We start from the raw sequence: 25,675 nt of genomic DNA, 5'->3' as shown, positions 1-25,675 counted from the left end.
TTGATGCTATAGATTTGGTAGCTTCCCGCGCATATTTTGCGGGCGCTACCAGTCGATTACTTCCCTACAAGTACCCGAGGAGACCCCATGTCCAAACTGCCTGCACCGCTGGATACGCTGCCCTTTCCGGTGATCGGCTCGCCGCTGTTCATCATCAGCAACCCGAAGCTGGTGATTGCCCAATGCATTGCGGGTGTGGTGGGCTCCATGCCGGCACTCAATGCGCGTCCGGCCGAGTTGCTGGAGGACTGGCTGAAAGAGATTACCGAGGCTTTGGCGGCCCACAACGCGGCCCATCCGGACCGACCGGCCGCGCCTTTTGCCATCAACCAGATCGTGCACAAGAGCAACGACCGCCTGGAGCACGACATGGCTCTGTGCGTGAAGTACAAGGTGCCGATCATCATCACCTCACTGGGCGCGCGCGAAGACATCAATGCCGCAGCTCACTCTTACGGCGGTGTGGTGTTGCATGACATCATCAACAACAAGCACGCGCACAAAGCCATTGAAAAAGGCGCGGACGGCCTGATCGCCGTGGCTGCTGGTGCCGGTGGTCATGCGGGTGTGAAGAGCCCGTTTGCCCTGGTGCAGGAAATCCGCCAGTGGTTCGATGGCCCATTGGCCTTGTCCGGCTCCATTGCCACGGGTGCCTCGGTGCTGGCGGCGCAAGCCATGGGCGCAGACTTCGCTTACATCGGCTCGGCCTTTATTGCGACCGAAGAAGCCCGCGCCGTGCAGGAATACAAGCAGGCCATCGTGGACAACAACTCGGATGAGATTGTGTATAGCAACCTCTTCACCGGTGTGCACGGCAACTACCTGGCGCCCAGCATCCGCGCGGCGGGCCTGGACCCTGCCAACCTGCCGGAGAGCGACCCGAGCAAGATGAATTTTGGCGGCGCATCGGCCAAAGCCTGGAAAGATATCTGGGGCTGCGGGCAGGGCATCGGCGCCGTCGACAAAATTCAACCTGCAGGCGAGTTTGTGGCTCAGCTCAAGCGGGAGTACGCCGCTGCCAAGGCTGAACTGCTGGCGCGCAATTACGCCTGAAAAAAAGCGATTTAGTCTGCTAGCGCCCGCGCTACTTGCGCGAGGCGCTATTTTTTTGATAGTGCAGAACGTCGGGCTTGGCTATGCCCCGTGACACTCAGGCTTGCAGACGTAGCTCGGGCTCGTTGTCTGCCATGAGCCGGTTCAATGCGCGTTCCACGATAGGCGCCTGATCGAGCATCTGCAGCTCCTGGCGGCGCAGCATGGCGGCGACTTCCCGCTCGGACAGCACGAAGGCGTCGAAGCCTTCGCGGTTGGTGAACAAAAAGCGCGTGCGCATCGGGCTGACCCAGCTCAGGCGGCAGCGGAAGGGCGGAGTGTCAGGAGACACTTTTTCAAACCACACGCCACGGGTCAGCAACTGCGCGTTAGCATCGAATTCATCCATCTGGCTCTGGTCCTGCTCCGCCAGCTTGATGGCGCGCCGCTCATCCAGCGCCTGCATGGCTTCCTCGCCCGCACTTTCTTCCAGTGCCGCACCTTGGGTGTCCAGGGGCGCAGCGGCCTTCATGCGGATGGCCAGCATGTGGGTGGCGATCAAGCGGCGTGTGAAGTTGCCACGGTCTTCGCCTTCCCAGTGAATGCTGTCCAGCTCCGTGTTCAGGGTACGGACCAGCTCAGGCAGCAGGGCGACGAGTTTCTGCCGCTCCTCGCTGGTGGTTTTGGGCTGCGTGCTCCAGATCAGCTGGTCCATGATGTCCAGTGTATGGTTCCAGTGGCCCGCATGGCTGTCTTCGGTCATCCAGGCCAGAGCAATCACTTGTCGCCACTGCATGGCCAGGAAAGGCTTGAGAAAGGGCGCCAGTGGCAAATGGGCCGGCAGGGCAGTAATGCGTGCATGCACGATCTCGTCGGCATGGGCCAGCGCTGCGTTGAGTTGTTCCTGGTTGTTTTCTTTCTGGGTGACGGGCTCAATGTGCACATCCACCTGCTGTTCGCACTCGAACAGGAATTCGGTGAACTCCGCCAGCAGCACGGTAAAGAGTGCCAAGTCGTCATCAAACTCGTGCAACACCCGCTGAACGGTGCCTTCAATCCGCAGGTAGAGAGGATCCTGTTCGCCTTTTTCAGGTGTCCAAGTGACAGAGGCTGACGCCAAGGTGTCCACCAGTTTGCGGGCCGGGTGTTCCGTGCTCAAGAAGAAGTCGCGGTCCATCATGGCTGCGCGCAGCACCGGAATCTGCAGGCGCCCGATGATGACTTTGAGCTCTGCCGGAATAGCCCCGTCCGCAAACACGTAGTCAAACACCTCGGCCAGTGCATCCACGGTGCCGCGGTCCAGCTCCTGGGCGTCCTGAAAAGCGGGTTGGGCCCGGAGTTGGCGCAACACGTTGCGGTGCTGTGCCGGTTCTCCTTCAGGCTGGTCGTCCTGCAAAAACTGGAACTGCGAGCCACGTCCTGCACCTGCTTGCATGGCGCCCAGGTATTGCAGCAAAGCGGGGTCGGCCGGAATGGCGATGCTCGAACCATGACCCTGTGCATCGCCGTCTTCGCCGGACATTTCAAACCCTTCCGCGCCGGCGGCAGAGGCGCGGCCTACACCCAAGCGCTGCAGGAAGTTGCGTACTTGCTGGACGATCTGTTGCCCTGTGGGCGCCAACGCGGCCCAAGCGGGGCGGTTGCCGGAATTTGGAGGGGCAACGGCCCCAGCGCCTACCGATGGTCCGGCTGCGACTGGACTGCCGTTTTCTTGTGTTCCGGTCGGAGTTGCCTGATGGGCCGCTCCCAAGGGTGCGGGCGCAGACAAGGGGGCGAAATTGGACGGTGAACTTGGCGCCTTGCGGATGCGGTGCACGGTGGTGGCTTGCACACCTGCCTGCGTCAGCATGGAAATCAGGTCGGTGTACAGCGGCTCCAGGTCGATGAAGTGACCGGGCTCCAGCGCATCGACCAAATGCTCCGTCACCTGGGGGTCCAGCTCGCTCTTCTCCCAGCCCAGCATGAATCCCTTGAGCAGTACCAGGGGGCGGAACGGGTTCTGGGACAAGGAAACAGTTTCATCGCCGACCAGAGCAGCCAGCTTGGTACTTAGCGCAGTCAACAGGGGTTCAAACCGATTGTTAAAGCGCTGAGCCACCCGGTCCAGCAACAGGATGCGGTGGACTTCATCCACATCAATGAGGCTGAGCGACATGCCGTCCAGCGTTTGGCCATGCGCCTGCACGGGGGCGGAAAGCTGGGTCATGCCCGGCCACACCTGGGCAATGTCCTCATGCAAAGACTTTTGCAATTCAGCGCGATAGTTCTTCAGAAAGCGCTCGGACTGACGGTCCAGCAGCATGGATGCAGCACGCAAGTTTTGCCCGTGCATCATGGGCACTTTGCCATCGGCCAAATCCAGCAAGTGCCCGCGCAGATGCTTGATTTGCTCCGCGTCGCGTTCTTCAAAATACCCCAGCGTTTTGCCGACCATGGCACGCACCAGACGTTGTGCCCGGGCGCGTGTCTCGGGCGTGCTGTTGCCGGCATGTAATGACTGGAAGGCGCTCATGAACCAACGTGGGCGTGGCAGTGACGGATTCGACCTCCACGCACATTTTTCTGGGGTTTAACTGAGCTGGAATGATCGCACGGACCCGCTGTGCAGGGCAGGGGGCGAGGGGCAATTTGAGGTCGTCCGGGCCCGTTGGAGCATGGTTTCTGGTAACCAGTTGTAATTGCTTACCGCGTTGCGGAAAAGCTCAGTGCTCGGGGAACCAGGTCACCGCATCCCCTTCTTTCCATGCAGGCGCTTTGTGCATGCAGCGGGCAAAGGTGTCCGATGCTTCAAAGGCCTGTAACCAGCCTTGCAGGGCGTTCCAGGGTTGCGCGGAAAACCAGTGAGCATCGGTATGTGCGAATTGCCGTATGAAGGGAGCAATGGCAGCATCTGCCATGCCCCAATGCGGTCCATGCAAGAAATCCTGCACGCTCAACACCTCATTGATTGCTATTAAAAACATAGCGCCTTGCGCACGATTTTCAAGCCCGTCAAACAGATGGAAGCGATGCGGGTATTTGTAGCGGTCGAGGTGTTGTTTGAACTCCCCATCGCAGCGGGCGATGAGATGCAGGCTGCGCTCCAGCGCATCGTCAGTCGCGGGTAGCCAGTGCAAAGGGTCATACTCGCGCAGTACCCGGAGCATGATGTTCAAGCTCTGGTCTATGACTTCGCCATTCGCCGTCACCATGACCGGTACGGTGCCCTTGGGGGACGCGGCCAGCAGGGCGGCAGGTTTATCCTTGAGCACGACTTCCCGCAGTTGGACGCGCGTGCCGCTCGCCAAGAGCGCCAGACGTGCACGCATGGCGTAGGGGCAGCGGCGGAAGGAGTACAGAATGGGTTCCGTCATGGTGCCATGCGGCCAGATTCAGTCAACGCGCGGCATGACGGCGCCTATGTGCACTTGTTGTCGTGCCTTGGCCAGTTCCCATTGGCGCTGGCGTTCGCGGGCACTGGCCTTTTGCGTGTCGGAGGTGTGGCCATGGCAGCGGGGGCAGCTGACGCCGGCTTCATACAGCGGGGAATCGGTGGCTCCTTCCTCCAGAGGGTAGCGGCACGAACGGCACAGGCCATGCGGCCCCGGAACCAGCCCATGTCCTACCGAGACGCGCTCGTCAAACACAAAGCACTCGCCTTGCCAGAGGCTTTGTTCCGGAGGAATGGTCTCCAAGTATTTGAGGATGCCGCCCTCGAGGTGATAGACCTCGTCATAGCCTCGCTCGCGCATGTAGGCAGTGGACTTTTCGCAGCGAATGCCGCCTGTGCAAAACATGGCCACCTTGGGCTTTTTGCCGGATCGTCCCAGCAGTTCGGACTGCTCGATCCAAGCAGGCAACTCGGCAAAGCTTTTGATGTGAGGGTCAACGGCGCCCGCGAAGGTACCAATCTCCACTTCGTAATCGTTGCGGGTGTCCACCACCACCACATCGGGGTCGGAGATCAAGGCGTTCCAGTCTTCCGGCTTCACATAGGTGCCGGCCATTTTGGTGGGACTGATGCCCGGCACCTGCATGGTGACGATTTCTTTTTTCAGCCGCACTTTCATCCGGTAGAACGGGGCTTTTTCGGAAAAGGACTCTTTGTGCTGCAAATCCGCCAACAGCGGGTCCGCTCGCAGATAAGCCAGAACGGCATGGACGTCCTCAGGCATACCTGCAATCGTGCTGTTGATCCCTTCGCGGGCCAACAAGATCATGCCTTTGACATGGTGGCTTTCGCAGAAAGCCAACAGAGGCGCTTTGCGTTCGGCGTAGTCCGGCAGGTCCACAAACTTGTAAAACGCAGCGGTCATGTAAACAGGTTTCGACATCCCCCGATTGTGCCTGCCGCGCAGGCTGCCCGCAGCAGAGGCCGCCGCCTCACAATGGCCATGTCGATCCCTGCTCCGGCACCATGGCCCGCCAATGGAGCTCCCGTTCAATCCGTGTGCGCAAGTTATCAGCGGCTGGCATGTCACCGTGGACCACATAGACCTGATCAGGCGGGCTCGGCATCTGTTGCAGCCAGCGCAGCAATTGATCGGAGTCCGCGTGCGCGGACGCGGATTCGAGCTGCATCACCTCAGCCTGGATCTCCACGTCCTTGCCATGAATGCGCACGGTACGCGCTCCGGACGCCAGGGTAGCTCCACGGGTGCCGGGGGATTGGTAACCAGTGAGGATCACCATGTTGCGATGGTTGCCGGCATGGTGCGCCAGATGGTGCAGAACCCGGCCTCCGGTGGCCATGCCGCTGGCCGACAGAATCACCATGGGTCCATGGCGTGCTGCGAGTGCCTTCGATTCATCGGTGCTGCTGACCATGGTGGCGGCCCGAGTCATGGCCCGCACTTCGTGGGGAGTGAGGCGGTGCTCTCCCGGGTGGTGTTCGAACAGGTGGGTGGTACTCACTGCCATGGGGCTGTCCAGGAACACAGGGAGGCCATGGGGAATCAGGCCCTGCTCTTTGAGCTGTGCGATCGCCAACAACAAGGCCTGTGCCCGCCCCACTGCAAACACGGGCACGATTGCAACCCCCCCGCGGGCGGCGAGGCGTTGCAACACCGGGCCGAGTTCATGGAGCAACTGGTCCTGTGGGTGAGTTCGGTCACCGTAGGTGGATTCGATCAGGACGGTATCGGCGGAAGGGGGGGCATCGGGCGGATTCATCAGGCTGTCGTCCGGGCGCCCCAAATCGCCTGAAAACAAAATGCGACGCCCGGCCACCTCCAGCAGGATGCTGGATGCGCCCAGAATGTGGCCTGCTGGCTGGAAAGTCGCTTTCCAGCCGGTAAGGGGCGCGAAGGTGCTACGTTGGGGGACAGTTTTGAACAGTGGAAGGCAATCCAGCGCGTCCTGGCGGGTATAGAGCGGCAGGGCAGGCTGGTGTTTGGAAAAGCCATGGCGATTGGCAAACAGGGCATCTTCTTCCTGGATGTGACCGCTATCCGGCAGCAGGATGCGAGCGAGATCGCGTGTGCCGGCAGAACAGTACACCTTGCCCCGGAAACCTTCGCGTGCCAACAAAGGCAGATAGCCACTGTGGTCGAGGTGGGCATGTGTCAGCAATACCGCGCCCAATGCATCCGGTTCCAGGGGGACCGGTGCCCAATTGCGCAGCCGCAGAGGTTTGTAGCCCTGAAACAGGCCGCAATCCACCAGTAAACTTTGATCGCCGTGGCGTACCCAGTATTTGGAGCCGGTCACGGTGCCTGCGGCTCCCAGAAACGTGATGTTGACAGACATGCTGCATTCCTTGCGGCCGCTGCAGTGTGCAGGATGCACACAAAAAAAGCCGCCGGGTCCTTTATAGACCGCAGCGGCTTATTTCGTGTTCAGGGCATGCCCTGAACTTGATGCAGATCAGCTGAAAAAGCTCTTCAAACGATCGGTCCAGCTGTCACCGGACGGCGAGTGTTTGCTGCCGCCTTTTTTGAACGATTCATCCAGCTCCTTGAGCAGCTTGCGCTGATGCTCCGTGAGCTTGACCGGTGTTTCCACGGTGATGTGGCAATAGAGGTCGCCGGGGTAGCTGGAGCGCACACCCTTGATACCCTTGCCGCGCAGTCGGAACTGCTTGCCGGTCTGGGTGCCTTCGGGGATGTCGATCGCTGCTTTACCCGCCAGCGTCGGCACATCAATTTCGCCACCCAAAGCGGCGGTGATGAAGCTGATGGGCACCGAGCAATGGATGTCATCGCCATCGCGCTCAAAAATGTCGTGTTTCTTGAGCCGGATCTCGATGTACAGGTCGCCGGGCGGGCCCCCATTGGTACCGGGTTCGCCGTTGCCAGCACTGCGGATGCGCATGCCTCCGTCAATACCGGCCGGGATTTTGACTTCCAATGTCTTCTGGCGCTTGATCTTGCCCTGGCCACTGCATGTGTTGCAGGGGTCGGGGATGACTTTGCCATTGCCGCGGCAGGTGGGGCAGGTCTGTTGCACGCTGAAGAAACCTTGGCGCATCTGCACGGAACCGGCTCCGTTGCAGGTGCCACAGGTCTTGACCTGGGTGCCCGGCTTGGCGCCGGTGCCTTTGCAGGTGTCGCAGTTGTCCCAGCTGGGGATGCGGATTTGGGCATCTTTGCCTCGCGCCGCTTCTTCCAGCGTGACTTCCATGGCGTAACTGAGGTCGCTGCCACGATAAACCTGACGTCCACCCCGTGCACCACCACGCTGTTGGCCGAACATGTCGCCAAAGATGTCGCCAAAGGCCTCAGCAAATCCACCAAAGCCTTCACCGCCGCCGCCACCCCGATTGGGGTCCACGCCGGCGTGGCCGTATTGGTCGTAAGCCGCGCGCTTCTGGGCGTCAGAGAGCATCTCATAGGCCTCTTTGGCCTCCTTGAATTTCTCTTCAGCGGCTTTGGCAGCGTCACCCTGATTGCGGTCAGGGTGGTACTTCATCGCCAGTTTGCGATAGGCCTTTTTGATCTCTTCTTCCGAGGCGCCCTTGCTGACGCCCAGTACTTCGTAATAGTCGCGTTTGGCCATGTGTCTCTTGTGCCTGTTAACAACAGAAAAGCCGCGTTGAACCCCGACTGGCGTTCAACGCGGCATCTTTGTGCTGCGCTAGTGTGCCAGCTTAGCCTTTTTTCACTTCTTTGACTTCAGCGTCCACGATGTTGTCATCGTCTGCTGGCTTGGAGCCCTGTGCGCTTTGTTCCGCGGCAGCAGGCTGCTCACCGCCTTCAGCGGCTTGCTTGGCTTGCATGTCAGCGTACATCTTCTCGCCCAGCTTCTGGCTTGCTGCCATCAGCGCTTCGCTCTTGGCTTTGATGGCGTCCTTGTCGTCGGACTTCAGGCTGTCTTCCACGTCCTTGATGGCCGCTTCGATCTTTTCCTTCTCGCCGGCGTCCAGCTTGTCGCCATACTCGCCCAAGCTCTTCTTCACGCTGTGGGCGTTGGCTTCGGCTTCGTTACGGGCCTGGACCAGCTCCAGCTTCTTCTTGTCGTCAGCGGCGTTCAGCTCGGCGTCTTTCACCATCTGCTGGATTTCTTCTTCCGACAAGCCGGAGTTGGCCTTGATGGTGATCTTGTTTTCCTTGCCGGTGCCCTTGTCCTTGGCGCCCACGTGCAAGATTCCGTTGGCGTCAATGTCAAACGACACTTCAATCTGCGGTGTGCCGCGCGCTGCGGGTGGGATGCCTTCAAGGTTGAACTCGCCCAGCATTTTGTTGGCAGAAGCGATTTCGCGTTCACCCTGGAACACCTTGATGGTTACGGCAGGCTGGTTGTCTTCTGCCGTCGAGAAGGTCTGCGCAAACTTCGTTGGAATGGTGGTGTTTTTGCTGATCATCTTGGTCATGACGCCGCCCAGGGTTTCAATACCCAGGGACAAGGGGGTCACGTCCAACAACAGAACGTCCTTACGGTCACCAGACAACACTTGACCTTGGATGGCAGCACCGACGGCCACTGCTTCGTCAGGGTTCACGTCTTTGCGTGGCTCCTTACCGAACAACTCCTTGACCTTCTCCTGCACCTTGGGCATGCGGGTCATACCGCCGACCAGAATCACGTCATGCACTTCGGAGGCGGACACGCCGGCGTCTTTCAGGGCGGTACGGATAGGGGCAATGGTGCGCTCAATCAGCTCTTCCACCAAGGACTCCAGCTTGGCGCGGGTCAGCTTGATGTTCAGGTGCTTGGGGCCAGTCGCATCTGCGGTGATGTAGGGCAGGTTGATGTCGGTTTGCGAGCTGCTGGAGAGTTCGATCTTGGCCTTTTCAGCGGCTTCCTTCAAACGTTGCAGAGCCAGCACGTCCTTGGACAAGTCCACGCCCTGTTCTTTTTTGAACTCGGAGATGATGTAGTCGATCACGCGCTGGTCAAAGTCTTCACCACCCAGGAAGGTGTCGCCGTTGGTGGACAACACTTCGAACTGCTTCTCGCCATCGACGTCAGCGATTTCGATGATGGACACGTCAAACGTGCCGCCACCCAAGTCGTACACGGCGATCTTGCGGTCGCCTTTTTCGTTCTTGTCCATACCGAATGCCAAGGCAGCAGCGGTGGGTTCGTTGATGATGCGCTTGACGTCCAGACCGGCAATGCGGCCAGCGTCTTTGGTGGCTTGGCGCTGCGCGTCGTTGAAGTACGCTGGGACGGTGATCACGGCCTCTGTCACCTCTTCACCAAGGTAGTCTTCAGCTGTTTTCTTCATCTTGCGCAGCACGTCGGCGCTGACCTGCTGGGGGGCCAGCTTGTTGCCGCGCACTTCCACCCATGCGTCGCCGTTATCGGCAGCGGCAATGGTGTAAGGCATCAGGTCGATGTCTTTCTGGACTTCTTTTTCAGTGAACTTACGGCCGATCAGGCGCTTAACCGCGTACAGGGTGTTCTTGGGGTTGGTCACGGCCTGGCGCTTGGCGGATGCACCCACCAACACTTCGCCATCTTCCTGGTACGCAATGATGGACGGGGTGGTGCGTGCGCCTTCAGCGTTCTCGATCACTTTGGGCGTATTGCCTTCCATCACAGCGACGCAGCTGTTGGTGGTTCCCAAGTCAATGCCGATGATTCTTCCCATGGTGTACTCCTTAAACTCTAAAAATTCAGATGTGGATAACGTGTGGGCTACTCAAAACGTTTCAAGTGCCCACAGGTTCAAAAAACGAAATATTGCGTTTGTGGCGTGCGCTGGCGCGCTTATTTGGGTGCTGACACGGTAACCAAGGCGGGGCGCAACACGCGGTCCGCGATGGAATAGCCTTTTTGCAGCACATTGACCACGGTGTTGGCTTCCTGCTCGGAAGGCACCACGCTGATGGCTTGGTGTTGGTGCGGGTCGAACTTGGTGCCGGCTGCTGGCGCGATGGCAATGACCTTGTTGCGCTCCAGCGCGGCGACCAATTGGCGCAGGGTGGCTTGGGCGCCTTCGCGGATCTGCTCGGGGGTAGCGTCTTTGATGACCAGGCCGGCTTCCAGGCTGTCCGCTACGGGCAGCATGCTCTCGGCAAAGCTTTCCACGGCAAATTTGCGGGCCTTCGAGATTTCGTCCTCTGCGCGGCGGCGGGCATTTTCGGCTTCGGCTTTGGCGCGCAGGAACTGATCAGCCAACTCAGCGCTCTTGGCTTTCAGGGTAGCCAGCTCAGCCTGCGCTGCGGTCAGCGCATCGACTTCGTTGGCAGCCGCAGCCGCCAGAATCTCTTCGGGGCTTTGGGGGGCGTCTGTGGCCGGGGTGCTGGGGGTGCTTGGGGTATCTGACATACGGTTCAATCCGGTTGAATGCGATTGCGCCCTATATGGCGATGCATAACCATGTTTTCAAGGGGGACTTGCCGGATATCTTTGCGATATCCGGTCAAGCGCGCAGTGGCTGGCTGAAGATCTCGGGGTTAGCCGCGAACGCCCAGCAATTCCACATCAAATTTCAGCGTGGCGTTGGGGGGGATCACGCCTCCCGCACCGCGGGAGCCGTAGCCCAATGCTGCGGGGATGATCAGGGTGCGGGCACCGCCGACTTTCATGCCGGCCACGCCTTCGTCCCAACCGCGGATCACCATGCCGGCGCCCAGGTGGAACACGAACGGATCGTTGCGGTCTTTGCTGGAGTCGAACTTGGCACCTTGCACGCCATCGTTGTACAGCCATCCGGTGTAGTGCACGGTCACGCTTTGGCCTCTGGAGGCCTCGGGGCCGGTGCCCTCGATGGTGTCTTCAAACTGCAGGCCGCTGGCGGTAGTAGGCATGGTCAATTCCTTTTGCTATAAAAACAGGAGCTGGCCGCGCAAAGTGCAATGGGCGCTGGCGGCCGGAAAAACCCTCGATTATGCCCCACGCAAAAAAAAGACAGGCATGGCCTGTCTGATGGTGGGAGGGCCGCAACACGGCCGTTCAATGCTTATTTCGTCTTTTTCGCTTGGGCGGTTGACCACTTCACGGCAAATGCCTGCAGGTCACCCAAACGCTTGAGCAAATCTGCGCCTGCAGCGGTGACCACGTAGCCGTCGGAGCCGTGGGTGAGGAGGCCCGCCTCGCGCAGTTCCTTGATACGGGTGTTCAGGGTATTGGGGGTGATGCCGCCCACGCTGTCTTGCAATAGGCGGAAGGTCTGGGCATGGCCGTCGCGCAAGGCCCACAAAACGCGTATCGCATAACGGGATTCCAGCAATTCCAACAGTTGTCCCACTGCGACCGTTTCTTTTGCACTCATTACCTTGCCCTTTGTTGTTGGTACTTTGTTTGGTTCCGGCGGTTCGGTGGCGTCGGGCCACCAAATCGAAATCGAGGAGAAACTATAGCGCAGTTTTTCAGCTGCTACAAGTTTCATAGCTGTTAACGTATGTAAACAGGGCGTCACCCCTACCAATTGCCCAAGTGACGTCTATGTCCTGTCTGTACTTGTCACTCAGCGACGCGGGTGCTATGGTTGCCGGTTAGCATCGCGTGATCGACTTATCCGGAGGCAGCCGCACCATGACTTTCAACTTTGAACAGGTTCACAATTACTACGAACGGCTGGTGTTTGAAGAGGTAGTGCAGCGTGCCGCCCAGTACCCCGGGTTCACCAATGACATGCTGGCCGACGTGTCTTGCGTTGCCTTGAATCGCCTGCCGGCCCGCTATGTCCGTCACGATGTGGACATGATGTTTTACCTGACCGAACAGGAGCGCCAGGCGATCGAGCTATCCCTCGAAGAAGTGCTTTCCTTTGCATTCCGCTTCGTGGGCGAGCGCAGCGCCAAGACGGCACCCGAGGCGTAAATTCCGTGGGCAAGGCGGCGCCTTGCCCTCATCCTAGAAAGTCGCCAGCACTTTGTGGAGCAGCGCGGGGCTCACCGAGGGTAACTGGCCGAACCAAGCCTCAAAGGCTGGGCGCGCCTGGTGCAAGAGCATCCCCAAGCCATTCACCGTGGGGTTACCTCTTGCAGCAGCGGCTGCCAGCAGCGGTGTCTCCAGCGGCACATACACAATGTCGGACACGAGCGCAGACACGGGCAAAGCGTCCAAACGCAGGTCCAGCGCCGGTTGACCATGCATGCCCTGGTTGGTGGTGTTCACCAACAGGGCTGTACCGGCCAAAGCATCGTGTCGTTCAGACCACGCTACAGCGGTTACGCGGGGGCCGAACTCCTGTGCCATGTCCACTGCTTTGTGGTCGCTGCGGTTGGTCAGGCGAATGTCCGGCACACCTTCATCCAGCAGGCCAACGATCACGGCGCGGGCAGCACCACCGGCGCCCACCACGCAAGCGGGACCATCAGCCGGCTTCCAACTACTGCCGGCCTCGTACAGACTCTGGATAAATCCGAACGCGTCGGTATTACGCCCGCTCAAGCTGCCGTCCGCGTTCACCACGATGGTGTTGACTGCACCGATGCGCTGCCCCAAAGCATCCACGTGGTCGACGATGTTCATCGCGTCCACTTTGTGGGGGATGGTGAGGTTGCATCCCGCAATACCGAGCACGGGCAGGGCGCGCAGTGCTTGCTCAAGTTTCTCGGGTTGAACAGGCAGCAGCACGTAGGCACCGCGCAGTCCGTGTTCGGCGATCCAGTGGTTGTGAATGATGGGGGAGCGGGAGTGGGCCACAGGCCATCCCATGACACCGGCAAGTCGGTAAGGTTGATCGTTAGCCATAACAGGTCGGATAAACGGGAAGTGAAATCGGTACTATCAAAAAAATAGCGCCCCGCGCACATCGCATGTGGGCCGGGGCGCTATTGCGTAGAGAAATTTCCCGTAGGGCCGCCCCAAGGGAAATTAGCCCCCTTGGGGGGCAGCGACCCACGCAGGGGCGGAGCGTGGGGGCCACATTACAGCGTATCGGTGAAGCTGCGCAGTTTGTCCGAACGGCTGGGGTGCTTGAGCTTGCGCAGTGCCTTGGCTTCGATCTGGCGGATGCGCTCGCGGGTCACGTCGAACTGCTTGCCCACTTCTTCGAGGGTGTGGTCGGATGTCATCTCGATACCGAAACGCATGCGCAGCACCTTGGCTTCACGCGGGGTGAGGCTATCCAGAATGTCCTTGACCACATCGCGCAGACCGGCCTGCATTGCGGCTTCCATGGGCGCGGTGTTGGCACTGTCTTCGATGAAGTCACCCAAGTGGCTGTCGTCGTCGTCACCGATGGGTGTTTCCATGGAAATCGGCTCTTTGGCGATCTTCATGATCTTGCGGATCTTGTCTTCCGGGATCTCCATCTTCTCGGCCAAGACAGACGCATCGGGCTCAAAGCCAAACTCTTGCAAATGCTGGCGGCTGATCCGGTTCATCTTGTTGATGGTTTCGATCATGTGCACCGGGATACGGATGGTGCGCGCCTGGTCGGCAATCGAGCGGGTGATGGCCTGACGGATCCACCAGGTGGCGTAGGTCGAGAACTTGTAGCCGCGGCGGTATTCGAACTTGTCCACGGCCTTCATCAAGCCGATGTTGCCTTCCTGGATCAGGTCCAGGAACTGCAGACCGCGGTTGGTGTACTTCTTGGCGATCGAGATCACCAGCCGCAAGTTGGCCTCGATCATTTCTTTCTTGGCTGCACGCGACGCGTATTCGCCTTCGTTCATGCGCTTGTTGATGTCCTTGAGCTGGTCCAAAGGCACCACCACTTGCGCTTGCAGGTCGATCAGTTTTTGCTGCAGGTCCTGCACCGGTGGAATATTGCGGCCCATGACAGCTGCCCATGACTTGCCGGACGCGGCTTGCTTCTCAATCCACTTCAGATTCAGGAGGTTGGATGCCACCTTGTTGCCGGCCTTGTCGCGGCCGCTGAAATCAGCAATGAACTGTTCCTGCGGGTAACCGCACTTGTCCACGATGATGCGGCGCAGTTCGCGTTCCTTCTTGCGCACGTCGTCCACCTGGGCGCGCACCATGTCGCATAGCTTTTCAATCGCCTTCGCGGTAAAGCGGATGGTCATCAGCTCGTCGCTCAGGGCTTTTTGCGCCTTCACATACGCGGGCGTGCCGTAGCCTTCCTTGTCGTAGACCTTATGCACTTTCTCGAAGAGCTCGCGCATCTTGTCGAACTTTTCCAATGCCTGTTTCTTCAGCTCTTCTAGCTTTTTGGTCAGCGCCTTGGAGCCGCCCTTGCCATCGTCATCGTCGGCTTCGTCGAATTCGTCGAAGTCTTCTTCAGCCACATAGTCGTCGGCCTCGTTGGGGTTGGAGAAGCCGTCCACGATGGTGGTGATGACGACCTTGCCTTCACGGATTTCCTCGCCCAGGCGCAGGATCTCGGCAATGGTGGCGGGCGATGCGGAGATCGCCTCCATCATGTCCATCAAGCCGCCTTCGATTCGCTTGGCAATTTCAATTTCGCCTTCGCGGGTCAGCAGTTCCACCGTGCCCATTTCACGCATGTACATGCGCACGGGGTCGGTGGTGCGGCCGAATTCCGAGTCCACGGTGGACAGGGCAGCTTCGGCTTCTTCTTCCGCTTCTTCCACCGTTGCGGCGGTGGAGACGTTGTTGTTCAGCAGCAGGGTTTCCGCATCAGGGGTCTGCTCATACACCGCCACGCCCATGTCGTTCAACATGGAGATCACGACTTCCAGGGTTTCCGCGTCCACCAGCTTGTCGGGCAAGTGGTCGGAAATTTCGCCGTGGGTCAGGTAGCCGCGGGTCTTGCCCAGGGTAATCAGGGCCTTCAGGCGCGCACGGCGCTTGGCCATGTCTTCTTCGGACAAAACGGTCTCGTCCAGACCGAATTCTTTCATCAAGGCGCGTTCTTTCGCCTTGCTGATCTTCATGCGAAGGGGCTTGACCTTTTCGCCGGGCGCTGCTGCGGGTTCGGGCTCACCCACCAAATCGGCTTCAATATCCGACATGTCCATCTCGTCACCGCTGGGCTCGGCAGCCGCTGCCTTGGGCTTGCGGCCGCGCTTGGCACCGGTAGTGGCTTTGGCAGGGGCTGCAGATTCGTCTGCAGCTGCCTTGGCCGGACGGCCAGCTTTCTTTTTGGCGGGCGCTTCTGCTGCGGCGAGCAGCGCATCTGCGGCTTCTTTCAACTGGGCGGCTTTGGATTTCGGTGCGGTCACTGCGGGTGCTTTCTTTTCGGTTTTGGCGGCGGCCTTGCTGGCAGACTGAACGGGCTTGGCGGATTTTGAAGCGGGCATGCAGAAACCTCTGGTCAACAAAAAACTAACAAACGACAGAACAGGCGCCGGCTACGTTGCGTGCGGGACGCGGTGTAGTGGCAAGGCAGGGAGACTGATTCCCCGGTGGCAAGATGGGAGGGCGATCATTTGGAGTGCAGTCCTTGCGGTAAGGTGGCCGTTTGTGAGTGGAGTTTCACGGTGGCCTGGCCCGGAGGTGCTGCTGTCGCTCTTGCCGAAACAATCAGACATTATAGTTGTGATTCAAACATAGTGAGTCGTTGGATGAAAAACAGATGGACCCGGTGCCTCAGGGACACTATGTTGGCCTGCCTGATAGGTGTGGCCGGTGGGGTGCATTCGGCCGGACCGCCCTTGGAGCTGATGGCGCTCACCGAGCAATTGCCGCCCCTGAATATGGAGGTCGACGGCAAGGTCACAGGCTTTGCCAGTGAGCTCTTGGACATGATGGCGGCGGACGCCGGCATAACCGTTCGAAAGCAAGTTCTGCCCTGGGCCCGTGCTTACGACCGCGCACTGCGACAGGGTGACACCCTGATTTACTCCATGGTCCGCACGCCCGAACGGGAGAATTTGTTCCGCTGGGTGGGGCCCATCAGTCCGCGCCGTGTAGTGCTGTACCGCTGGGCGGACCGCAATGACATCGTGCTCAAAACGCTGGATGACGCGCGGCCTTACCGGATCGGCACGACCCTGGAGTCCGCGTCTACCAAGTTGTTGGAAAAGCAGGGTTTTGCGCCCATTCCCGCCACGGACGCGGCCGGCGGCGGACTGGAGCTGGGTGTGAATGACGAGGCGAACATGCGCAAGTTCATTGCCAAACGCTTCGACTTGCTGGTGTCGCTGGACTGGGCGGCAGTGCACAACGCCAAAAATGCCGGCATTGATCCCGCTTTGCTGGTACCAGCCTTGGTGCTGGACGATGCTGCGGCGTATTGGTTTGGATTGAATCCTGCCATCCCGCCGGATATTGCCAAGCGACTGGATCAGGCCCTGCTCAAATCCAAGGCGGACGGGCGCTACAACCAGTTGCGGCAGAAATACCTGCTCAAGAACACCCGCTAGCCTTGCTCAGCTGTCTGCTGCCGTCGGTTGCACGGCCAGCTCAAGTTGCTTGCGCCGGTGTTGCAATTCCCGGTAGCGTGCCAACGCTTGAGGGTCTTTGGCTGCCGCTGAAATGGCCTCGGTTTCTTGCAGTTTCAGCTTGTCGATCAGCATGCGGTTGAGCAAATCGCGCAACTCAGGCCCGGACTCACTCAGGGGCTCCGAGGCCAGCACGGGGCCGGCGGTGAGGCGCTGCACCAGGTCTTCGGCCGGGTGTCCCACGATTTCTTCTTTCAAGGTGCCGCGCGATACCGGCCCGTGCTCATGCAACTGGCTTTCCAGCCAAGTGAAAAGCTCGCCATGGGGTGCCGGCAGCTCGCAGAGCAGGCCGTGGTCTTCGCTGGAAAGAATGTCCCACAACTCGCTGTGGTTGAGCAGAATGCGGGCCGCCAGGTCCGGCCGGCTGTCCAGTTTGGCCAGCGGGCCGGCGGGGCGCGCTTCGCGGTTGCCGAATTTGCTCCCTTTGCCGGACCACTTGCCTTCCCATTTGCCGTCGCCCTTGCCACGGGGCGTCCAGCCTTCTTTTTTCCACTCGGTTTTCTTTTTCCATTCGTCCTGCGGAATCCAGGGCTCTGAGAACTCTGCCGGCTCGTCATAAGCAAAGTGCTCGTCGTCCGGGCCGAACTCGGTGGCGGCTGGCGCTTCGCGTTTGCGCCGTGGCGTTTCCGCAGGCGCGGGCTTGGCTGCCCCGTTTGCCCACAGGGCGCCCAGCTCGGTGCTGCCCAGTTGCACCAGTTGGGCAATTTCGCTCAGCAACTGGAGCTTGAGCGCGCCATCGGGCAGCTGGTTCCACAGAGGCTTGGCGTTGCTGGCCATGCGGGCCCGGCCTTCGGCGGTGCTCAGGTCGCAGCCGTCCTGGGCCGACTCCACCAGAAATCGGCTCAGCGGCGTGGCCTTGGCCACGTAGTCGGCAAAGGCCTCCTTGCCGTAGGCGCGGATGAAGCTGTCCGGGTCGTGCTCGGCAGGCAGGAACAAAAACTTGATGCTGCGCACATCGGACGCAAAGGGCAGCGCGCCATCCAGCGCCTTGCGGGCAGCGCGTCGACCTGCGGCGTCTCCATCAAAGCTGAACACCACAGCGTCCGTGAAGCGGAACAGCTTTTGCACATGGTCGTTGGTGCACGCCGTGCCCAGCGTGGCCACGGCATTCGGAAAGCCCAGTTGGGCCAGTGCCACCACGTCCATGTAGCCCTCGGTCACCAGCACATAGCCGTGCTCACGCAGTGAGCTGCGGGCTTCAAACAAACCGTAGAGCTCACGCCCTTTGCTGAAGACCGGGGTTTCGGGGGAGTTGAGGTACTTGGGCTTTTCATCGCCCAGCACGCGCCCGCCAAAGCCTATGCACTCGCCCTTGATGTTGCGGATGGGGAACATCACGCGGTCCCGGAAGCGGTCGTAGCGTTTCTCGTCGGCACCGTTTTCCGCTTCGTGAAGGATGACCAGGCCGCTTTCCACCAACAGCGGGTCGGTGTATTCGGGGAAGATACTCGCCAGATTGCGCCAGCCTTCGGGGGCATAGCCCAGCCCGAACTGCTTGGCCACTTCGCCGGAAAGGCCGCGGCCTTTGAAATATTCAATCGCGCGGGGCGACTCCTTGAGACCGCGCTTGTAGGCATCGCAGGCTTTTTCCAGCACGCTGGTCAGGGTGTTCTGCCTTTCGCGCTGGGCTTGGGCGCGGGCCCGGTCCTGGGGGCTGCTTTCTTCTTCCGGCACCACCATGCCGAACTGGCCGGCCAGGTCCTTGACGGCCTCGATGAAGGTCATGCCGGCGTGTTCCATGAGGAAGCCGATGGCGTTGCCGCTCTTGCCGCAACCGAAGCAGTGGTAGAACTGCTTGGTCGGGCTCACCGTGAACGAGGGCGATTTTTCTCCGTGAAACGGGCACAGGCCCATGAAGTTGGCGCCCCCCTTCTTGAGTTGCACATAGCGACCCACGATCTCCACCACGTCCGCACGCGCGAGCAGTTCCTGGATGAAGCTTTGGGGGATGGCCATGGGGCGATTGTAGGGAGGTACGCCATGTCGGCGCCTCTTCCGGGGTGTGCTAAAGCGATGTTTTTGCTATCAATTCAGAAGCTGCTCGCCCATATTCCACGGGCGCCAGAGCCCGTTTTCATAGGGGATTGAAGGCTCAGTCGCCCAACACAATTCCTTCGCGCCTCGGGTCGGCCCCGCCGAAATAGCCCGCGGTGGTGCGCTCAATGGCCTGCAGGCCGCTGGGCATGGGCACCTCCAGCACGGTGTGGCCACGGGCACGCAGGGCTTGCACCGTGGCGGCATCAAAGCGGCCGGCCTCCAGCAGGGTGGGGCCGTTGAGCGAGCCGAAGTTGGGCAGGTCTATGGCCTGCTGGGCGTTCAGGCCCCAATGGAGGTTTGCGTACAAGGTTTTGGCGGTGAAGTGGATGATGAGCGCGCCGCCAGGGCTGCCCCCGCTCATCAGCAGCTTGCCGCTGGCTTTGTCGAACACCAGGGTGGGCGACATGCTGGAGCGTGGCCGCTTGCCCGGTTCTACCCGGTTCGCCACGGGCCGGCCGTCGGTTCCTGTGGGGCTGAAGCTGAAGTCGGTGAGCTGGTTGTTGAGCAGGAACCCGCCGGAAAGACCTACTCCGCGGTTGACCATCTGGCGCGAACCCCAAGCATCTTCAATCGTGGTGGTCATGGCCACGGCGTTGCCGTAAGCATCCACCACCGAGATGTGCGATGTGCCGTATTCGATCTGGTCCGGCATGGGGGCGTAGCTCAGCGGGGTGCCTGCGGGCTGGCCGGGCAGGGCCATTTGCATGCTCTTTCCTTGCGGACTGCTGTCGATCAGTGCAGCGCGGTTGCGCAGATAAGCGGGGTTCAGCAAGCTGGTCCAAGTGCCACCGGGAGCTTGCACAAAGGCGGGGTCGCCCAGGTACTGCGCACGATCGGCAAAGGCCAGACGCGCAGCTTCAGTGTAGAGGTGCACCCAATCCGTCGTCGGCAGCCCTTGGACCAGTGGCAGGGCGGAAGCGGGGGTGCTGTCCAGCATGCCCAGGATCTGGCCAATCGCCAGGGCGCCCGAACTGGGGGGTGGCATGCCGCAGATACGCACCTCGCGCGCGGGGGCACCGGCACGGGTTGCGCGGTAGTCAAAGCACAGTGGCTCGCGCACCACCGGGCGGTAGCCGGCCAGATCCCGGGTGCTCAGGCTGCCGGGGTTGGTGGGGTGGCTTTGCACTTTGCGGGCGATGGCTTGGCCTACCTCGCCTTGCAGCAGGGCAGAGGGGCCGCGGTCCGCAATGCCTTGCAGCACCGCAGCCAGCTCGGGGTTGCGCAGCACATGCCCCGCAGGCCAGGGTTTGCCGGCCGCGTCATAGAAGTAGGCCGCGGCCACCGGGTCTTTTTTCAGATGCGGTTCTGCGGCCAGCAGGGCCGCCATACGCGGGCTGACCGCAAAGCCTTCTCTTGCCAGGGTGATGGCCGGCTGGAACAGGCTGGCCCAAGGCAGCTTGCCGTGTTGTGCGTGGGCCTGTGCCAGCATGGCCACTGCACCGGGCACGCCCACCGAGCGGCCGCCCACTACTGCGTCCGTGAATTTCAGGGGTTGCCCCTTGTCGTCCAGAAACAGGGCGGGCGTTGCGCCGGCGGGTGCAGTCTCCCGGCCATCGAAGGCCTGGGTGGTTTTGCCGTCGAAGTGCAGCAGAAACGCACCGCCCCCGATGCCACTGCTTTGCGGCTCCACCAGCGCCAGCACCATTTGCACGGCAATGGCCGCGTCCACCGCGCTACCGCCTGCGGCCAATACCTGCCGGCCCGCGTCGGTGGCCAAAGGGTTGGCTGCGGCAACCGCATAGTTGCGCGTGGCCCAGCCCGGCTTGGTGCTGCTGCCGGTAGCCGCTTCCGGCTGAGTCGGCGGGGAGATGTAGTTCAAGGGGACAGGTGTCGGACCGGATGCACAGGCGGCAAGCAGCGCGGCCACTGCCAGAGAGGCAAGCGTGCTGAGAGTGTGGTGGCGAGTGGGCATAGGGCCTCTGGCGGAGCAAGACAAGTTATTTGGCCTTGGGTACGCGACCCAGCAGGTAAAACTCCGGGTTGGGCAGCATGCCGGTCACGTTGGCCATGCGGTTGGACAGGCCGAAGAAGGCGGTAATGCCTGCAATGTCCCAGATGTCTTCATCGTCAAAGCCATGCGCGTGCAGGGCGGTGAAGTCTGCGTCTTCCACGGCATGGCTCTCCAGACAGACCTTCATCGCAAAGTCCAGCATGGCGCGCTGGCGGGGTGTGATGTCGGCCTTGCGGTAATTGATGGCGACTTGGTCTGCCACCAAAGGCTTCTTTTCATAAATGCGCAGGATGGCGCCGTGCGCCACCACGCAGTAGAGGCAGTGGTTGGCCGCGCTGGTGGTGGTGATGATCATTTCGCGCTCGCCTTTGGTGAGGCTGCTGCCCTCGCGCAGCATGAGGGCATCGTGGTAGGCAAAGAAGGCGCGCCACTCAGCAGGGCGTCGGGCAAATGCCAGGAACACATTAGGGATGAAGCCGGACTTTTCCTGCACCTCCAGAATTTTGGTTTTCAAGTCCTCAGGCAAGGTGTTGAGGTCGGGCAGGGGGTAGCGTGTGGAGGGGCTGGTCATGGGTCTTCCCGGGTCGGTTTTTGATTGTGGCTATGGCCGTCATGCTTTTTATTGCTTTTACAGCAGCGTCGCGGCTCCCTACCATTCATCCTACTGCGGCAGGCGACTGTTCACCACCGCAGAAACCTTGAACCCGAACTCAGGAGTGAATCCTCATGAAACACCTCAAAACCAGCGCCGGCATCGTCATCAATGGAATGGACTTGATCGTGCTTTTGTCGCACCTGGGTCAGTGGCACGCGGGCTAACATGGGGCTTTTCCCTGAGAGCCCGCCATGACCGAACCAAGCCAAGCCTTTGAGTCCAGCAACCCGGAAGCCTTTGCCCGTGGCCTGACCACGCGGCGGGAGGTGATGGGGGATGCGTTTGTGGATGCTGCTTTTGCCGGGGCGAATGCCTTTACGGCTCCGCTTCAAGAGCACATTACCCGTGCGGCATGGGGCGATGTGTGGCAACGCCCGGGGCTGGACCGCAAGACGCGCAGCCTGATTACCGTGGCCATGCTCACCGCACTAGGCAAGCAGAACGAGCTCAAAGGCCATGTGCGCGGCGCACTGAACAACGGCGCGACGGTGGAACAAATTCAGGAAGTGCTCTTGCACGCCACGGTGTACTGCGGTGTGCCTGCCGCAGTGGAGGCGTTCCGCTCTGCGAATGACGTGGTGAGCGTGCAGAAATAAGCCGCGCCAGCTGCAGAAGGCCTTAGTCGTTGGACAGTAGCTCTGCGGGCTGAACGCCCAGCGAGTCGGCGAGTGCCACTAAAACCAGCAGGGTGGGGTTGGCAGAGCCGGATTCGATACGGCTCAAATAAGTGCGGTAAATGCCGCAGCGCTCTGACAGAACTTCCTGAGAAATTTCAGCTTCCTGCCGCAGTCCCTTGATGCGTTGTCCGACGATACGTTTGTAATTGATCTTGTTTTTTGTCACTGGCGCAGTGTCCGGCGAATGCGTTTTCTTGCAAACACATTCATTCGCACAAGCTGGGGGCGCGGGGCGGCGTGGCATGGTGGTGGAGCGCGGGCTTCCAAAGACACCATCCTCCAACGATGCAGGGGGTGCGGTCCGTGCGTTGGCACCCCGTGGCTAGAGGAATCCGAGCAGAAGATCCTGTGCCGCTCCGGGGAGCGTTCTCGCGCGGATTTCCTCGCTGCAGAGGTTGAAAACTTCCACCTCCGGGGGGAGGTGAACCGCGATCTGGTCCATAAAGCGGTTCACCCCGACCGCAACCTTGTGGGATGCGGGGCTGCCAATTGCTTCGCGGAGCACGGGCACCATGCCGAAGACCTTGCAGATGTCCTGCAGCTTGCGTGATGCGGCTTCCAGGGCTGCATGCTCCCCCTCCAGCATTTGCATCACATGCCCGTTGGCAAAAAGGGTGATGCCATGCAACTCCTTGCCGTAGGCGGAACCGTAGGCAGCCTGTACCACTGGCGGCAAGGCAAAGCCGTACTCGTCTACCAGGGAAGCTTTGAAAATCCAGCGGGCATATGCCATTCACGTGTACCTGATTCTTGTCTTGCGGAATAGCTAGCACGGCACTGTAGAAAACAGGGATCGCAACCGGAACACACTCATTCGCACAAGCACCGCCTTCACCCCAGCAAGTGGGGCGCGTGGATAGCCGAATATGAGTGAAATGGGGCTTTGGCGCCCGTGAAATATGCGCGAGCAGCTACTTTTTTTGTAGCGTCTGTGCCATGCCCCAAGAGGCGGCGTGGGCTGCCATCAGCAGCTGGGTCCAGTCGCTCTGGTCCGCCTGCCAGAAACCCAGGCCACGTTCATGGGCGTGGGGCATGGAGGTCAACAGCCCCGCTGCACGCTGGGGTGCGCGTCGTGCCATGGCCAGCGCCACCAGGCAGCCTGCGGCGGGTTCCTCTTGCTCAGCGTCCCGCACCAGGGTGCGGGCCAAAGTGCCCAGACTGCCGACCAACAGCGCCACATCACAACCCAGGGCCAGCCAGGCATCGCGTTGGGTATCCCAGGGGAAGGCGGGTACGCAGAGTTCCAGGGTCTTGGCCACCTGGGTCTGGATGGCAGCGCCCGGCGTACCCAGGCTGGCCATGGTGCCGCCCAGTTGCACGGCCAGAGCGTCTGCACTGCTGTGTGCCAAGCGCTGCAAGGCCCGTTGCAAGGGCGCAGCTGCAGTGGGCTGGTTGGCTTTGCGTTCGAGATGGTCTACGCAGTCCTGTACATAGCCTCGGGTGACGGCCAGCACTTGGCGGCTCATGAGCGCCATGGTGGTGTCCACCAGGTCTTGCTTGGTGCAGCCGAAATGCACAAAAGGCACCGCCGCCGGGTTAAACAGGCCCACGGTTTCGCGCAGGCTCTTTACCAAGGGCTGGGCGAGGCTGCCGGTGGCGGCGCTGTCGCGCACAATCTTCGGAGCATCAAACAGCTCCACTTTGCAAGTGCCGACGATAGAGACGGCGGCCTCGGCAGGAATCAAACCCTGGTCGGCCTGTGCCTGCGCCAACGCAGCTTCTACCCGCAGCATGGCCGCCACAAAGCGCTGGGCCCCGAAGGACTCCAGCACTTCGGGGGCATACAGAAAGTCGTCAAACACACTGCTCATGGCGGGCGGGTTCCCCTTGGTATCAGGCGTGAGCCTGGCGCAGGCGCATCTGGTTGGGCAGGGGGACCGAACGGCGCAGCACATCTTCGCCCAGCCACAGGGCAGCGCGACGCGCGCGGGCAGCCACAGTTTCCAGCGGCATTTGCTGGTAGTCGTCGTTGAATACCTCAAAGCTGTAGTCACCGCGGTAGCCCAGCTGGTGCAGCTTGAGCACGAGTTCCGCCAGTGCCTCGCTGTGCACGCCTTCGCCGGGGAACACGCGGAAGGTGCGCGCCGTGGTGATGCGCTCCTCGACCGTTTTGATTTCGTTCCACATGAAGTCAGCCAGCTGCACCAGAAAGATCTTGCTGGGGGCCAGAATCTCCAGCTCGTCCAGCGGAGTCTTGGTGGCAAACAGGTGGAAGGAGTCAAAGCCCAGACCCAAATTGGGCATGTCGGCTTGGCTAATGAGGTCCCACGCTTGGGGAAACTCATTCACGTTCCGGCCCCAGGACAGGGCCTCGAATGCGATTTTGATGTTCATCGGAATTGCCAGCATGGCCAGCTTGCGCAGGTCCTGCACCAGCTTGTCCGTATCGCCTGTGGCGTGGGTGGAGGTGCTGGAGCAGGCCAGCATGACGCGGCAGTCCAGGGCCGCGCACATTTCCATCATGCTTTTGGCGATGTCGACCTTGTAGTCGTGCAGGTGACCGGAGAGCCCCTCAAAATCGCGCAGCACCTGAAAGCCGGTCACGCGCAAGCCGCTGTCCTTGACCTCTTGCACCGCAGCGCGCCAGCCCTCGGGGTGGCTTACCAGGTCACGGGCCAGCAGCATTACCTGGCTAAAGCCGGCCGCCTTCATGGCGTCCAGCTTGGCCTTCAGGGGCCCGGCCAGCGTGATGGTGTCCATCCCGAAGTCGTCGAATTTGCCTTCAAATTGGCTCATGGTGTTCAGCCCCGAGTGTGGTGAACCAGCTCAAACATGGCGTTGCCCATGGTGGGGCGGGTGAGCGCGCCCTTGCTGTCTTGCGCCGGGTCTTTGCTGGGCACAAAGTCCACACCGCGCTGGCGCAGGGCTGCCACGGTGGCTTGCACATCCGGTGTGCCCAGGCCCACGCGCTGGAAGCACTCGTCGTCTTCAACATCCAGGACACCGGGCTCCGGCTCTATGAGTTGCAGGTAAAAGGTTTTGCATGAACTTTGCAGAATGCGCCCCTTGGGCAGGATGCCGAAGCGGGTCTCGGGCTCCAGGGCGGTAAAGCCGAAGAGGGCGCTGTAAAACTCGGTCCAGTCATCGCTGCGGTCATTGCCGATGTACTGCACCACACCGAAGAAGTGCAGGCCGGTGATGGCCGGCGGGTTCTTGTCGACTGCAGGTACGGGCGTGAAGTCCACGTCGTAAATAGAGAACTCGCGGTGGCGATCCACAAAGTAAATGCGGCTGTTGCCCACGCCATGCACGGCGGGAATGTGCAGCTCCATCACTTCGACTTGCACTGGCACAGCCCAGGCACCGCGGGCCAGGGCGCGCTTGTAGGCGGCAGACGCATCTTGCACCCGCAGGGCGATGGCGGCGATCACCGGCTTTTCGGTCAGCGCAGCACCCCGGCCGTGGGCGTTGACGATGACGTTGATATCGCCCTGGCGGTAGAGCAGCACTTCACGCGAGCGGTGGCGGGCGATGGGGCGGAATCCCATGGCTTCCAGCACCTGGCCCAGCGCCTGTGGCTTGGAGGTGGCGTACTCGATGAACTCAATGCCTTCCAGACCCAAGGGGTTGGGGCCTTCGTCAATGTGTTCGCGGTCTGCGCCGCTGGGGCGTGGGGTGTTGGCCATGGGTTCTC

At 60.7% G+C, this 25,675-nt stretch carries 23 protein-coding genes; 4 read left to right on the top strand and 19 right to left on the bottom strand.

Going from position 1 to position 25,675, the window contains the following annotated elements; all coding sequences use genetic code 11:
- The first annotated feature begins 87 nt into the window (after window positions 1-87).
- The gene (locus RAN89_RS14835) at window positions 88-1,053 is read left to right on the top strand and encodes an NAD(P)H-dependent flavin oxidoreductase (protein WP_313867022.1); all 966 of its coding nucleotides are present in this window, start codon (window positions 88-90) and stop codon (window positions 1,051-1,053) included.
- Between the two features lie 97 nt (window positions 1,054-1,150).
- Here the strand turns inward: RAN89_RS14835 and RAN89_RS14830 are convergent, their stop codons facing one another.
- The 9 genes from RAN89_RS14830 to RAN89_RS14790 all read right to left on the bottom strand — a co-directional run bounded on the left by RAN89_RS14830 (window position 1,151) and on the right by RAN89_RS14790 (window position 11,671).
- Window positions 1,151-3,544: a DUF1631 family protein gene (locus RAN89_RS14830; RefSeq protein ID WP_313867021.1), complete on the bottom strand. Its 2,394-nt coding sequence runs from the start codon at window positions 3,542-3,544 to the stop codon at window positions 1,151-1,153.
- A 190-nt stretch (window positions 3,545-3,734) separates the two neighbouring features.
- Entirely contained in the window at window positions 3,735-4,385 is a 651-nt protein-coding gene (locus RAN89_RS14825; RefSeq protein WP_313867020.1) for a glutathione S-transferase, read from the bottom strand.
- An 18-nt stretch (window positions 4,386-4,403) separates the two neighbouring features.
- The gene (trhO, locus tag RAN89_RS14820; protein ID WP_313867019.1) at window positions 4,404-5,345 is read right to left on the bottom strand and encodes an oxygen-dependent tRNA uridine(34) hydroxylase TrhO; all 942 of its coding nucleotides are present in this window, start codon (window positions 5,343-5,345) and stop codon (window positions 4,404-4,406) included.
- A gap of 49 nt (window positions 5,346-5,394) precedes the next feature.
- Window positions 5,395-6,759 (bottom strand): MBL fold metallo-hydrolase RNA specificity domain-containing protein, encoded by a 1,365-nt coding sequence (locus RAN89_RS14815; protein WP_313867018.1) that lies wholly within the window; start codon window positions 6,757-6,759, stop codon window positions 5,395-5,397.
- Window positions 6,760-6,876: 117 nt separating this feature from the next.
- Window positions 6,877-8,007 (bottom strand): molecular chaperone DnaJ, encoded by a 1,131-nt coding sequence (dnaJ, locus tag RAN89_RS14810; RefSeq protein WP_313867017.1) that lies wholly within the window; start codon window positions 8,005-8,007, stop codon window positions 6,877-6,879.
- A gap of 91 nt (window positions 8,008-8,098) precedes the next feature.
- The gene (dnaK, locus tag RAN89_RS14805) at window positions 8,099-10,045 is read right to left on the bottom strand and encodes a molecular chaperone DnaK (protein WP_313867016.1); all 1,947 of its coding nucleotides are present in this window, start codon (window positions 10,043-10,045) and stop codon (window positions 8,099-8,101) included.
- Between the two features lie 119 nt (window positions 10,046-10,164).
- The gene (grpE, locus tag RAN89_RS14800; protein WP_087494374.1) at window positions 10,165-10,725 is read right to left on the bottom strand and encodes a nucleotide exchange factor GrpE; all 561 of its coding nucleotides are present in this window, start codon (window positions 10,723-10,725) and stop codon (window positions 10,165-10,167) included.
- 128 nt (window positions 10,726-10,853) lie between these two features.
- Complete coding sequence (locus RAN89_RS14795) at window positions 10,854-11,213, bottom strand: FKBP-type peptidyl-prolyl cis-trans isomerase (RefSeq protein WP_313867015.1); 360 nt, start codon at window positions 11,211-11,213, stop codon at window positions 10,854-10,856.
- A 146-nt stretch (window positions 11,214-11,359) separates the two neighbouring features.
- Window positions 11,360-11,671, bottom strand: coding sequence for a winged helix-turn-helix transcriptional regulator (locus RAN89_RS14790; protein WP_087494372.1), 312 nt, complete (start codon window positions 11,669-11,671; stop codon window positions 11,360-11,362).
- A 263-nt stretch (window positions 11,672-11,934) separates the two neighbouring features.
- Here RAN89_RS14790 and RAN89_RS14785 point away from each other — a divergent pair, with 263 nt between their 5' ends.
- Window positions 11,935-12,222 (top strand): late competence development ComFB family protein, encoded by a 288-nt coding sequence (locus RAN89_RS14785; RefSeq protein WP_313867014.1) that lies wholly within the window; start codon window positions 11,935-11,937, stop codon window positions 12,220-12,222.
- Between the two features lie 33 nt (window positions 12,223-12,255).
- Here the strand turns inward: RAN89_RS14785 and RAN89_RS14780 are convergent, their stop codons facing one another.
- Both RAN89_RS14780 and rpoD read right to left on the bottom strand, forming a co-directional pair.
- Window positions 12,256-13,098 carry a shikimate dehydrogenase gene (locus RAN89_RS14780; RefSeq protein WP_313867013.1) on the bottom strand — a complete coding sequence of 281 codons (843 nt, stop codon included), beginning with the start codon at window positions 13,096-13,098 and terminating at the stop codon, window positions 12,256-12,258.
- Window positions 13,099-13,274: 176 nt separating this feature from the next.
- Complete coding sequence (gene rpoD / locus RAN89_RS14775; RefSeq protein ID WP_313867012.1) at window positions 13,275-15,578, bottom strand: RNA polymerase sigma factor RpoD; 2,304 nt, start codon at window positions 15,576-15,578, stop codon at window positions 13,275-13,277.
- A gap of 300 nt (window positions 15,579-15,878) precedes the next feature.
- Between rpoD and RAN89_RS14770 the strand changes: the two genes are divergently transcribed.
- Entirely contained in the window at window positions 15,879-16,643 is a 765-nt protein-coding gene (locus RAN89_RS14770; protein WP_313867011.1) for a substrate-binding periplasmic protein, read from the top strand.
- Between the two features lie 6 nt (window positions 16,644-16,649).
- Here the strand turns inward: RAN89_RS14770 and dnaG are convergent, their stop codons facing one another.
- The 3 genes from dnaG to RAN89_RS14755 all read right to left on the bottom strand — a co-directional run bounded on the left by dnaG (window position 16,650) and on the right by RAN89_RS14755 (window position 21,280).
- Window positions 16,650-18,677 carry a DNA primase gene (gene dnaG, locus RAN89_RS14765; protein WP_313867010.1) on the bottom strand — a complete coding sequence of 676 codons (2,028 nt, stop codon included), beginning with the start codon at window positions 18,675-18,677 and terminating at the stop codon, window positions 16,650-16,652.
- Between the two features lie 136 nt (window positions 18,678-18,813).
- Window positions 18,814-20,670, bottom strand: a complete 1,857-nt coding sequence (locus tag RAN89_RS14760; RefSeq protein WP_313867009.1) for a gamma-glutamyltransferase family protein — start codon at window positions 20,668-20,670, stop codon at window positions 18,814-18,816.
- A 25-nt stretch (window positions 20,671-20,695) separates the two neighbouring features.
- On the bottom strand, window positions 20,696-21,280 hold the full coding sequence (locus RAN89_RS14755; RefSeq protein WP_313867008.1) for a peroxidase-related enzyme: 585 nt from the start codon (window positions 21,278-21,280) through the stop codon (window positions 20,696-20,698).
- Between the two features lie 275 nt (window positions 21,281-21,555).
- On the opposite strand from RAN89_RS14755, the gene pcaC reads away from it, so the two are divergent.
- Window positions 21,556-21,960: a 4-carboxymuconolactone decarboxylase gene (gene pcaC / locus RAN89_RS14750; RefSeq protein WP_313867007.1), complete on the top strand. Its 405-nt coding sequence runs from the start codon at window positions 21,556-21,558 to the stop codon at window positions 21,958-21,960.
- Between the two features lie 22 nt (window positions 21,961-21,982).
- Here pcaC and RAN89_RS14745 read toward each other — a convergent pair whose 3' ends face one another.
- From RAN89_RS14745 to RAN89_RS14725, 5 genes are all read right to left on the bottom strand, one after another.
- Complete coding sequence (locus RAN89_RS14745) at window positions 21,983-22,207, bottom strand: helix-turn-helix domain-containing protein (RefSeq protein ID WP_313867006.1); 225 nt, start codon at window positions 22,205-22,207, stop codon at window positions 21,983-21,985.
- A 156-nt stretch (window positions 22,208-22,363) separates the two neighbouring features.
- Window positions 22,364-22,774 (bottom strand): hypothetical protein, encoded by a 411-nt coding sequence (locus RAN89_RS14740; RefSeq protein ID WP_313867005.1) that lies wholly within the window; start codon window positions 22,772-22,774, stop codon window positions 22,364-22,366.
- 178 nt (window positions 22,775-22,952) lie between these two features.
- Window positions 22,953-23,852 (bottom strand): lyase family protein, encoded by a 900-nt coding sequence (locus RAN89_RS14735; protein ID WP_313867004.1) that lies wholly within the window; start codon window positions 23,850-23,852, stop codon window positions 22,953-22,955.
- Window positions 23,853-23,874: 22 nt separating this feature from the next.
- Window positions 23,875-24,777 (bottom strand): sugar phosphate isomerase/epimerase family protein, encoded by a 903-nt coding sequence (locus RAN89_RS14730; RefSeq protein ID WP_313867003.1) that lies wholly within the window; start codon window positions 24,775-24,777, stop codon window positions 23,875-23,877.
- 5 nt (window positions 24,778-24,782) lie between these two features.
- Window positions 24,783-25,667 (bottom strand): 4-hydroxyphenylpyruvate dioxygenase, encoded by an 885-nt coding sequence (locus tag RAN89_RS14725; RefSeq protein WP_313867002.1) that lies wholly within the window; start codon window positions 25,665-25,667, stop codon window positions 24,783-24,785.
- Window positions 25,668-25,675: the final 8 nt, after the last annotated feature.

Source organism: Rhodoferax mekongensis, assembly GCF_032191775.1.
Classification (GTDB): Bacteria; Pseudomonadota; Gammaproteobacteria; order Burkholderiales; family Burkholderiaceae_C; genus Allorhodoferax; species Allorhodoferax mekongensis.
This window is presented reverse-complemented; position numbering and strand designations above follow the sequence as displayed.